The 11,517-nt window shown below is 44.1% G+C and carries 9 protein-coding genes and 1 CRISPR repeat array; of the genes, 4 read left to right on the top strand and 5 right to left on the bottom strand.

Features of this window, described 5'->3' with window-relative positions; translation table 11 throughout:
- Positions 1–176: 176 nt before the first annotated feature.
- The 3 genes from RMZ42_RS31980 (at position 177) to RMZ42_RS31970 (ending at position 3,977) form a co-directional block, all read left to right on the top strand.
- Positions 177–1,289 (top strand): alkene reductase, encoded by a 1,113-nt coding sequence (locus RMZ42_RS31980; protein ID WP_322675199.1) that lies wholly within the window; start codon positions 177–179, stop codon positions 1,287–1,289.
- 308 nt (positions 1,290–1,597) lie between these two features.
- Entirely contained in the window at positions 1,598–2,263 is a 666-nt protein-coding gene (locus RMZ42_RS31975) for a nitroreductase family protein (protein ID WP_322675198.1), read from the top strand.
- Between the two features lie 424 nt (positions 2,264–2,687).
- Positions 2,688–3,977 (top strand): MFS transporter, encoded by a 1,290-nt coding sequence (locus RMZ42_RS31970; protein WP_322675197.1) that lies wholly within the window; start codon positions 2,688–2,690, stop codon positions 3,975–3,977.
- Positions 3,978–3,991: 14 nt separating this feature from the next.
- Here the strand turns inward: RMZ42_RS31970 and RMZ42_RS31965 are convergent, their stop codons facing one another.
- Complete coding sequence (locus RMZ42_RS31965) at positions 3,992–4,885, bottom strand: phosphorylase (protein ID WP_322675201.1); 894 nt, start codon at positions 4,883–4,885, stop codon at positions 3,992–3,994.
- 485 nt (positions 4,886–5,370) lie between these two features.
- Between RMZ42_RS31965 and RMZ42_RS31960 the strand changes: the two genes are divergently transcribed.
- Complete coding sequence (locus RMZ42_RS31960; protein WP_322675196.1) at positions 5,371–6,627, top strand: HhoA/HhoB/HtrA family serine endopeptidase; 1,257 nt, start codon at positions 5,371–5,373, stop codon at positions 6,625–6,627.
- Positions 6,628–7,666: 1,039 nt separating this feature from the next.
- Here the strand turns inward: RMZ42_RS31960 and aroF are convergent.
- The 4 genes from aroF to RMZ42_RS31940 all read right to left on the bottom strand — a co-directional run bounded on the left by aroF (position 7,667) and on the right by RMZ42_RS31940 (position 11,484).
- Positions 7,667–8,725, bottom strand: coding sequence for a 3-deoxy-7-phosphoheptulonate synthase (gene aroF, locus RMZ42_RS31955; RefSeq protein WP_322675195.1), 1,059 nt, complete (start codon positions 8,723–8,725; stop codon positions 7,667–7,669).
- A gap of 286 nt (positions 8,726–9,011) precedes the next feature.
- The gene (locus RMZ42_RS31950; RefSeq protein ID WP_322668932.1) at positions 9,012–9,482 is read right to left on the bottom strand and encodes a PAM68 family protein; all 471 of its coding nucleotides are present in this window, start codon (positions 9,480–9,482) and stop codon (positions 9,012–9,014) included.
- Between the two features lie 11 nt (positions 9,483–9,493).
- Complete coding sequence (rpsO, locus tag RMZ42_RS31945; RefSeq protein WP_041565894.1) at positions 9,494–9,763, bottom strand: 30S ribosomal protein S15; 270 nt, start codon at positions 9,761–9,763, stop codon at positions 9,494–9,496.
- 221 nt (positions 9,764–9,984) lie between these two features.
- Positions 9,985–10,807: a CRISPR direct-repeat array (repeat unit 37 nt; unit sequence GTTTCAATCCCTAATAGGGATTTTAGTTGATTGCGAT).
- A 353-nt stretch (positions 10,808–11,160) separates the two neighbouring features.
- Positions 11,161–11,484 (bottom strand): hypothetical protein, encoded by a 324-nt coding sequence (locus RMZ42_RS31940; protein ID WP_194046858.1) that lies wholly within the window; start codon positions 11,482–11,484, stop codon positions 11,161–11,163.
- Between the last annotated feature and the right edge of the window lie 33 nt (positions 11,485–11,517).

Genomic DNA, 11,517 nt, shown 5'->3' with positions numbered 1-11,517 from the left:
CAGCTTTGCGGGTAGATGGTGGCGTTATTCGATCGATTGTTTAGTGTGTGGGATTAGGGACTGGGGACTGGGGACTGGGGAATGGGGACTGGGGACTGGGGAATGGGGACTGGGGAAGAGTTACCAATGCCCAATGCCCAATGCCCAATGACTAAAATAATTTGGAGATATAACCAATGACTACTGAGATCGACTTATTCTCTCCTTACCAATTAGGAAATCTGGAACTACCTAACCGGATAGTGATGGCACCCTTAACCCGAAACCGGGCAGGTGAAGGAAACGTACCACACCAATTAAATGCTACTTACTACGTCCAACGTGCTTCCGCCGGACTGATTATTTCTGAAGCAACACAGGTAACTCCTGAAGGACAAGGCTATCCCGCGACACCAGGAATTCATTCACCAGAACAGGTGGAGGGATGGAAGTTAGTAACCGATGCCGTACATCAGCACGGCGGCAGAATTTTTCTGCAACTATGGCACGTAGGCAGGATTTCTCACCCTGATTTACAACCGAATGGAGTTTTACCTGTAGCACCTTCTGCCATTACTCCTAAAGGTGATGCCTCAACTTATGAGGGGCCAAAACCCTTTGTTACTCCCCGTGCTTTAGGAACTTCGGAAATACCGCAGATAGTCGAACAGTACCGTCAAGGAGCCGCAAATGCCTTAGCGGCTGGGTTTGATGGCGTGGAAATTCACGCAGCTAATGGTTATTTAATAGATCAGTTTCTCCGGGATGGCACCAATCAACGCACAGATAAATATGGGGGTTCGATTGAGAATCGCGCCCGATTTCTGTTAGAAGTGACAGAGGCGGTAACTAGTGTGTGGGATTCCAACCGAGTAGGGGTACGTCTCTCTCCCAGTGGGACTTTTAACGATATAGGTGATTCCAATCCCCTGGAGACATTTGGTTATGCGGCTCAAGCCTTGAACCAGTTTAATTTAGCATATCTGCATATTTATGAAGCAACAGAAGCAGACATCAGACATGGCGGGATAATTGTACCCACTAGTCATATACGCGATCGCTTTACAGGTACACTGATCGTCAATGGTGGTTATACTCGTGAAAAAGGCGATGCGGTACTGGCCAACAAAGCAGCAGATTTAGTTGCCTTTGGCACATTATTTATATCAAACCCCGATTTACCCCGACGCTTGGCTTTGAATGCACCACTAAATGAAGCAAATCAAGCAACCTTTTATGGCGGCGGTGAAGAAGGATATACAGACTATCCATTTTGGTCTCCTGCTAACGAACAGGTAGCTAAAGTGTAATTCGTAATTACAGCAGAATTCAGAATTTAGAATTCAAAGAGGTTTTATACCTGGGTTTAAGACGCGAGCTTTTGTACAACACTTTCCTTTAAATTTGCTGTATGACAGTAGCTGGCGCGTGCCGTAGGCAAATCGTTTGTTCTGAAACAAGGAATAATTTTATTTTTGTTTCCTGAATAAATAAATTTGCTTGTATCTTTATTACGTTAGCATTACGCAAAACGAGTGTGCGTTCGCTTGCTTTTAGCGTCTCGTAAAGAACGCCATTACGAATTATTTGGTCAAAACTCAACTATCAGGAGATTCTCATGAGTTCTATCACCCAAACTCAAGCTTTAGATGTACCGAGTGCGATCGCTCAACGTCGTTCCATCAAAACTTTTAAAACAGACCCCATCGCCCCAGAACTGCTCAAGCAACTAGTAGAGTTAACCGTAGCAGCACCCAGCAGCTATAATCTCCAGGACTGGCAAATTATTCTTGTGCAAGATGAAGCGCAAAAGGCAGCATTGTCAGCAGCATCTTTTAATCAACAGCAAATTGTTCAAGCACCTGTAACCTTCGTTTTTGCCGCCGATCCTAACGCAGGCGAACAAAACCTGGCCCCAATTCTAGAGCGAGGACTGGAAACTGGGGCATGGAATGAAGGGACAGTAAACTACTTTAAAACCGCCGTTCCGCAATTTCAAGCAACGCTAGGCGAGAAGCGACGCGAATATGCGATCAAAGATGCGATTATCGCTGCCACCCATTTGGTGTTAGCAGCAGAGAGTTTGGGATTATCCACTTGTTTTATGAACGGGTGGATTGAGGATCAGGTAAAACAAGTGATTGGTGCTGGGGATAATCCAGATTTAGCGATCGCTGTTTTAGTTCCCGTTGGCTATGCAGCCGAACCACGCTTAAATCCCGGTCGTTTGCCATTCTCCTCCAACGTCTCTGTGGATAGAATCGGTAATCCTTATGCAGGGTAGTTTTCCCTAAATGGGGAATAGGGAATAGGGAATGAGTCTTTGATACTCGCCAACGAGTCTTTAATACTCGCCAACGAGTCTTTGATACTCGTGAATGAGTCTTTGATACTCGTGAATGAGTCTTTGATACTCGCCGACGAGTGTTTAATACTCATGAATGAGTATTAAACACTCGTGAATGAGTTTTTTATACTCGTGAATGAGTCTTTTATACTCGCCAACGAGTCTTTGATACTCGTGAATGAGCCTTTAATACTCGTGAATGAGTCTTTTATACTCGTGAATGAGTCTTTTATACTCGCCGACGAGTCTTTGATACTCGTGAATGAGTCTTTTATACTCGCCAACGAATCTTTGAAGCTGCTCCCCTGCCCCCCTGCCCCCTGCTCCCCTGCCCCCTGCTCCCCACTCTCCCCTCCAAACCATGTCCTTACCCTCCTTCCTAGCGCGTCGTTCGTTCCACTATGCTTGGATCGTCGCAGGTCTAACATTCCTAGCCTTGCTGGTGGCAGCCGGAATCCGCTCTGCTCCTGGAGTTTTTATAGTCCCTCTCGAACAAGAGTTTGGCTGGAGTAGAGCAACTATATCTTTGGCAATCTCCATTAACTTAGTACTCTACGGATTAATTGGCCCTTTTGCTGCCACAGTCATGGAGCGAATCGGCATTCGGCGGATGATGGTATTTTCACTTGCTGTCATCGCCCTTGGTGTTGGTTTAACCACTTTGATGTCAGCTTCCTGGCAGCTAGTTTTGCTGTGGGGTGTAGTTGTCGGTTGTGGTAGCGGAGTTATTGCCCTAGTTTTGGGTGCTGTTGTTGTCAATCGTTGGTTTTTGGAAAAACGAGGTTTAGTTCTGGGGATCTTAACCGCCAGTACAGCCACGGGACAACTAGTGTTTCTGCCGATGCTGGCTTCAATAGCCGATCGCTTTGGCTGGCGAACTGCGGCTCTGGCTCTGACTGGTGCAGCACTTCTAATTATTCCAGCGATCGCAGTCTTTATGCGCGATCGTCCGGCAGATGTCGGTTTGCGAGCCTTTGGCGACAACAGCGAAATTGTAGAAGTGTTACAGCCTAGAGCAAATTCTATTGCCTCCACCCTTAACGCCCTTTGGCTGGGAATGCGTAATCGAGACTTCTGGCTGTTATTCGGTAGCTTTTTTATCTGTGGCGCAAGTACAAATGGGTTAATTGGAACTCATCTAATTCCTGCTTGTATTGACCACGGTATCCCTGAAGTCAAGGCTGCTGGGCTTTTGGCAATTATGGGACTATTCGATTTTTTTGGAACTACTATGTCCGGTTGGTTATCTGACCGTTGGAACAATCGCTACTTACTGTTTTGGTACTACGGACTGCGGGGTTTATCTTTGATTTTCTTGCCCTTCAGTTTCAACTTTTCCTTCTATGGACTTTCCATTTTTGCCGTATTCTATGGACTTGATTGGATTGCCACCGTACCACCAACAGTCCGTCTTGTTGCCAACGCCTTCGGTAAAGAAAATGTCGGCGTGATGTTCGGTTGGATTGTCGCCGGACACCAGGTTGGTGCAGCGACAGCTGCATTCGGAGCCGGAGTCTTGAGAACTTGGACGGGTAGTTATTTACAAGCGTTTATTTTATCAGGCGTTCTCTGTCTGATTGCCGCAGTTTGTGTGCTGCAAATTGGTCAAACTCCCACTAAGGATAATTATCTTGTAGAGAAGAATTCGTAGAGTGTGCGTAAGTATTAGGATACAGCAACATTTTTGAGGATAGTCATCGGCCCTTGGGTTTTGAGAATCTCCATTTCTGCTGCGTTTCGCACCAGCAGCGCACCAGCGAATCCTAATGAATTCACAGAGATAGATTGGAAATGCTCTTGCGATCGCGGTACGATTAACATCCATTCTCGTGTCGCTAACAAATTGTAAGCACCAGCTTGCTTGTTATCTAAACCGACAGCGTGACGCAAAGTGTGATAAAGTTCCAATGTTGCTTGACCCCCTGCCAATGGCGATCGCACCCAATTAGAATTTAATGGTGCAAAAGCGTGTACAAAAGGAAGTTTTGCTGAAGGTGGGTTCGATTGAAATTGTTCTGATGTTAGTAAAGTTTCAATCGGTATTTGCAACCCTGAAGGGGCAAGTGGTAGAGGTACTAATTGTAAATGCTTGTGTCGCTGACTAGCACCTGCGGTTTTGCTGCTGTTGTAAAATGCTAAACCATCGAAATCAGCCAAACACGCCCACATAGCCGTAAAATCTTCCAGCGTGAGTAAGCTTTCTTGTTCCTCGAAACCACGAGTGATGATTAGCAGATGATAATCTACAACATTGAATTTATTTAAAATACATACATGGGTATCGGAGATATCCGCCACAAATAAATCCTCTTCGTAGGGCAAAAAAGGATTAAACTCTACACCAGAAGTAACAGATTGTTTTTTCTGTTTATCCTTCGCTGCTTTTTTGCGATTCAGGTTAGATAAAATCCGTACCAAAAAGCGCACGCCATCCTGTTCAACAAATTCAAATTCTGTTGGAATCGAGAGTAGTGCCCCGCATTGCAAAGCATATTCAGTTCGTTCTTTAACACTTGTCCATAAAGTGTCAGATTTAAGTAAAATTTTCCCCTGTGCCATTTTCATTCCTTCAGGCATGATCAAGAGTGCTGAGTTTTGAGTACTGAGTTCTGAATTTAAAGACCGCCCACAAGGGGCGTTACTCAAACCCAAGTACATAAATACTGAGTAATTCTTCATTTAACGTGAGTTCGATGAACCTCTCCCGGACAACCTCCCTTTCCCCGTGGGAAAGGGAGGAGCAACGAGAAATTAGGGTTTTGACTCCCCTCTCCGCGTCGGAGAGGGGGTTGGGGGAGAGGTCAAAAAAGGGCTTGTCTCACATTAATTTACTCAGCACGCGCTAAACGCCCCGCTTCCGCTAACAGCACTCAGCACTGAGATTGGTAAAGAGTACGCAGCGATGTAGGTCTCTACGAATGACTATATTCCAATACGGTTCAATAAAATACCAAAGCTTTCACAACAACGCAATACCTTTGCAACAAAACTGTCATAAATCATATCTACATTAGTAATACATCTAAATATCCTTCCAGACAGCAATGCAAAACGAATCTCGCGACAGAGAACACCCATCAAATAGCATTTTACATAACACTGCTGATGCCAAATATTATAAACCCTGGCGAAAAGCTGCCGCCTCTCTATCGCTGGTGCTGCTGGGATCGGGGATGACATTGGCAGGCGGTTATATAGCTGGACACTCTCAGCAGGTGTCTGAAAATGCATCTAATTTGGCAGTAAGTCGAGTAAATGCTGCTCCTCCAATACCAGCAGGCACAGATCCTAACTTTGTTACCCAGGTGGTGCAAAAGGTAGGGCCTGCTGTAGTGCGAATTGACTCTTCCCGAACCGTAAAAACCCAGTTACCAGATGAATTTAACGATCCACTCTTCCAACGCTTTTTTGGTTCTCAAATACCGCAACAACAGGATCGCGTAGAACGGGGTACAGGTTCAGGTTTTATTATTAGTGCCGATGGTCGTATTCTGACCAACGCTCACGTAGTTGATGGTGCTGATACCGTAACAGTAACACTCAAGGATGGGCGTAGCTTTAAAGGTAAAGTGTTAGGAAAAGACGAGTTGACCGATGTTGCTGTTGTGAAGATTCAGGCAGATAATCTTCCGTTAGTAGCCTTGGGTAACTCAGATCAACTACAACCCGGAGAATGGGCGATCGCGATCGGCAATCCCCTTGGGTTAGATAATACAGTAACTACCGGAATCATTAGTGCCACCGGACGCAGTAGCAATCTCATCGGCGCTCCCGATAAGCGAGTAGAGTATATTCAAACCGACGCTGCAATTAATCCCGGTAACTCCGGCGGGCCTTTGCTAAATTCTCGCGGCCAGGTAATTGCCATGAATACTGCCATTATTCAAGGGGCACAAGGATTAGGCTTTGCTATTCCTATCAACACAGCACAACACATTTCCAGTCAACTAATAGCTACAGGTAAAGTACAACATCCTTACTTGGGAATTCAGATGGTGGGGTTAACACCTCAGCTAAAACAAAATATCAACTCAGATCCTAATAGCGGTTTGAGTGTGAATGAAGATAAAGGTGTATTGGTTGTAAAAGTTGTACCAAATTCACCAGCTGCTAAAGCAGGGATACGTGCTGGTGATGTGATTCAAACCCTTGGAGGTCAAGCAGTCACAGATGCCAGCAGTGTCCAAAAGGCAGTAGAAAATAGCCAAGTCGGGAGCGATTTACGTATGGAATTACGTCGCAATGGGCAGAATCTTAACATAGCTGTGCAACCTGGTGCTTTCCCCACGCAAGTGCAATAAAAGGCGTTGCAGGACAGAGGGATGAATTTAGGCAGGGAGGGGAGGCAGGGGGTGCTGGCATTGCAGGGGGGGAGATTTTATAACTTGCGAAATCATCCCGCAATTATGCAACGCCCAATAAAAGTTTTGCGATCGTTTTCTATCAATTGAATATAGCAACAGCCAAAAAGGTTAGGACATTAACAGATGATAAAATTTAGACACAAAAAGGCTTTTCACCCAGTCCCCAGTCCCTAGTCCCCAGTCTCTTGCTATAAAAGTGAATTTTTTGGGATGGGTATTTTACCCGTCCCTTTTTTTCAGGTGGCAAAATTGAATTGCAGTAACCGTATTGCCGTCAGATAGGCACTGCCCCAAACATCAAAATCGTAATTTTCAGTATTAATAGTTCTACCTTGTAAAAATAGTTTTATTCAATAGCGAGTCATCTTTACAATTTTTATCCATGACATTAGTCACGATTCAAAAGTTAACGTGAGTTCGACAAGCCTTTTTTTGACCTCTCCCCCAACCCCTCTTGGACACCCAGAGGGGAGCCAAAACCCTAATTTTTCGTTGCTCCTCCCTTTCCCTGTGGGAGAGGGAGGTTGTCCGAGAGAGGTTCATCGAACTCACGTTTAGTTAGTGTTTAAAAATCCCCTTTAGAATATTTGTAATATGATGTCCGGGTAATTAACCATAATAACCGGAACCCCACCCCGCAAAAGCCGCGCTTTAGCTCCCCTCCCCGCTTGCGGGGAGGGGTTGGGGGTGGGGTTCTTTTATTATGGGTGATTTGGCGGACATAATATAAAGGGGCATCATTGCATTTTTACAATAAGTAGGTAGGCATAATTAAACATACAAAAAAATCCTAGTTTGTAGCGAGCGATTTATCGTTTCTTCGGATTTATCAGCACTAAAGTCCTGACCCTTCGGGTTCGTTAGTCGCTTATGGGGGAAACCCCCTTGGCGCTAGCCTCTCCCTTTGGGAGAAGACCGCGCTAACTCACTACAAACTTTAATTTATTTATGCCTAGCAATAAGTTGCAACTGAATTTTAAGCTAAAGCAACAGCTGGTTGCTTCCAGCGTCCCACTGCCTTACCAATTACTGACAATTCTTGCATCAAGTTATCGAAACGGTCTGGTGTCAGAGATTGGGGCCCGTCGGATAAAGCTTTGGCAGGATTAGGGTGAACCTCTATCATCAGGGAATCTGTACCAGCTGCGATCGCAGCCATTGCCATTGAAGGCACAAATTCAGACCAACCTACGCCGTGACTGGGGTCAATCATAATTGGCAGGTGAGTCAGTTTCCGCAACACTGGCACTACCGATAAATCCAGTGTATTTCGCGTATATTGACGGTCAAAGGTGCGTATTCCCCTTTCACACAAAATTACATTGGGATTGCCAGATGCCAAAATATATTCGGCTGCCATCAACCAATCTTCAATAGTAGCTGCCATTCCCCGCTTCAACAGAACTGGTTTCGGCTGCGCTCCCACTTTTTTGAGCAAGGAGAAATTTTGCATATTTCTTGCCCCCACCTGAATTACATCAGCAACTTCGGCAATTTTATCCAGGTCTACGGCATCCATCACTTCTGTAATAATACCTAATCCGCTAACTTCCCGCGCCTTCGCTAACAAATCCAAAGCACTCTCGCCGTGTCCTTGGAAAGCATAAGGTGAAGTCCGGGGTTTGTATGCCCCTCCGCGCAAAAATGCGGCTCCAGCAGCCTTGACGCGCCGCGCTGTCTCTACAATCATTTCTTCATTTTCTACGGAGCAGGGGCCAGCAACGACTACCAAAGGCTGATGTTCGCCAAATACTACCGCTCCATCAGGAGTATTAACCACCACATCGGAAGCTTCGCCGTGGCGGTACTGACGGCTAGCTCGTTTGTAAGGCTGCTCTACCCGTAACACCTGCTCAATCCAAGGGCTGAGTTCCTGAATTTGTAGCGGATCTAAGCTGGCGGTTTCACCTACTAGACCAATAACTACTTTGTGTTGACCAACAATTTTTTCTGGAGTTAGCCCCCAGCTACTAAGTTCCTCATCAATGCGGTTTATTTCCGCCTCTGGGGAACCACTTTTCATTACTATAATCATCTGAAAGTTCCTGATTAATTAATTGAGTAAAATTTTCTATGAATAGGCTAACTTTATTGTTGCCTATTGGCCTAATTACAAATAGTTAAAAATAAAATTTGTTTACAAAATAAATAGATAAAATGCAGCGCTCAGTCAGTATTTTTACTGCTAAATAACTAGATATGGAGTATAAAAAGGATTGTAGAATTTTAACTAGCAATGTTGAAGCGATCGAATTTCAACTTCAACATTAACTTTTTCATTTACCCAATATCACAGTTACTTAATACCTGAGCGCCGTTCATCATAAGTTTTTTTGCCGAGTTTCGCGCCAAGCTGCCACCATTCGTCCCAAATTGGTGTTGAACTCACCCAAACCCAGAAAACTTCCGACTTTTTCTTCATCCCAAGAGGCAGAGAGAACGCCATAAGTTATCCCTAAAACCCCCAAACCAAATAATCCCATGTTCACCAATAACACGGCGATGGGAGGTAGTCGGATATCAGAGTAGGCAGCAAGCAGATAGCTAGCAACCAAAGCGCTAATGCCCAAAGCTGTTGGTACACCAGAGAACCCAGCTACCCGTCGGATCATCCGTTGGCTGACTACTTGGGGAATTGCCATCTCTTGTTTGGTGTAAACCACTTTTTTATCAGCCTTTTTGACAGATTCTTGGGGCTGTGCTGCTGGTTTACTTTGAGCTTTTGCGGGTTTTTGGCGCTTTTTGTTCGGTTCAAAAGGCAAACGACTGCGTTCAGATTCTTCAGCAGACATAAGCGGTAATCCTATCCACGAATACCGAGACGAGCAATCAAAGCTTGATATTTTTCCCGGCTTTCCTGCGATATATAAGCTAGAAGACGCTTACGCTGTCCGATTAGCTTTAACAGTCCTCTTCGGGAAGAATGGTCTTTTTTATTTGCTTGGAGATGTTCGCTGAGGCGGTTAATGCGCTCAGTTAGCATAGCGACTTGGACATCGGCCGAGCCAGTGTCAGTTTCGTGAACTTGGTAGTTGGAGATTATTTCTTGTTTCCGCAGTTGCGTGAGGGCCATGGTCGATTCAGTTTCTAGTTTTTCTAAAATGTATGCAGCAGTCTCCTATAATATCACAGCCCTCAAGCTGGATGTGGAATGACCCTTGAAGTAATTTTTGTAATTTTTAATACTATTTTCAGAGGCTAGCTCTCGGTATACTTCGTTCCAATATCTGATAGAGATATTGATTGCGATCGTATTGCACCATCAGGCGATCGCGCCAAGACGATAGAAGATAAGTTTCAATCCCTGATAGGGATTTTAATTGATTGCGATATTACACCACTGTGGGGCGACTTGTGCCGATTACGTTCCAATCCCTAATAGGGATTTTAGTTGGTTGCGATATTCACCTCAACCATTAGTAGCGCGATGCATTGCCGTTTCAATCCCTAATAGGGATTTTAGTTGATTGCGATTCTTTTGAAATTCAATTAGGAAATGAATTCAAAGTTTCAATCCCTAATAGGGATTTTAGTTGATTGCGATTAGCGTCAGGAAAGGAAGGGTATTTACTGCCAGTTTCAATCCCTAATAGGGATTTTAGTTGATTGCGATGATTTATTCTGCCAAGTCAGGTGTTGATTTCTTTGAAAGTTTCAATCCCTAATAGGGATTTTAGTTGATTGCGATTTGAACTAATTTGCTGCTGAGGAATATTCTCTACAGTTTCAATCCCTAATAGGGATTTTAGTTGATTGCGACATTTTGTAGCAGGTACGGATTTCGGCGAAAATTTGTTTCAATCCCTAATAGGGATTTTAGTTGATTGCGATGGTGTTGTTGTGGATCAAAAATTTTCTCCAAGAGGTTTCAATCCCTAATAGGGATTTTAGTTGATTGCGATAATACTTATTCATATCAAAAGCAGTCTGAGATAGTTTCAATCCCTAATAGGGATTTTAGTTGATTGCGATTACCAGAAGATATCAAAGACGCTCTGAATCTAGATTTGTTTCAATCCCTAATAGGGATTTTAGTTGATTGCGATTTTATCGCAAGAATCGCACTGATAATGATATAAAGTTTCAATCCCTAATAGGGATTTTAGTTGATTGCGATGCAGGCGTCTGAAAGACTTGTGTTATTTGGTTTTCAAGGTTCAATAGCGCGAATGCAAAAATCATAACATAAGGAGTGGCAATTGTGCTAAATGTAAATAGCTGAAACTCAGTCTACATAAGGTGCGCGGATGGTTTGAAGATGCTACAGTCCTCAAAACCTTACATATAGGGCAATTCAGGCATTTTTGTGTTCCCCCTTCCCCAACACCTACCCATCCGCGCATTTAGCGAAAAAACTAATCCGATTGGAAAGCTGTTTCTGTTTACTTCATAGATATCTTACTCGATTAGGTTCGCTGACTTTCGGGTGATGCTTACGCCTACGCAATTCCAGCACTTCCATAACTAACCTTATTTGGCAACGTCTTCAAAGTCTGTTATCGCATAAGCAAATTCTCTAAAAGCTGTTTTAATCAGAACCTCTTTCGTTCCTCTTTCCAGAGAAGAGTTGCGGATGAGGTCTGTTAATTCTATGAACAACAGAGAAAACATAAAACGATCTTGGCGGTCAACTTGTTTTAAGCAAGACGATATAAACTGATAAAGCTCTGTTTTTCTGGGTTTAGTTTGTTCATCCCATATTTGCAACCCAAGCCGAAAAGTTCTCAAGCGGATTTCATTGGTGTTGAAGGACGCGTCTTTGTAGCGGACTGATACGCGTTGGGGTAGTTCCATGAGTTTTAGCTATACATATTCAATGTAAAGTAA

The sequence above is a fragment of the Nostoc sp. DedQUE05 genome (genome assembly GCF_034530955.1).
In the GTDB taxonomy this organism is placed as follows: domain Bacteria; phylum Cyanobacteriota; class Cyanobacteriia; order Cyanobacteriales; family Nostocaceae; genus Nostoc.
The sequence above is the reverse complement of the archived record's forward strand: the minus strand, read 5'-3'. Positions and strand labels throughout refer to the sequence as shown.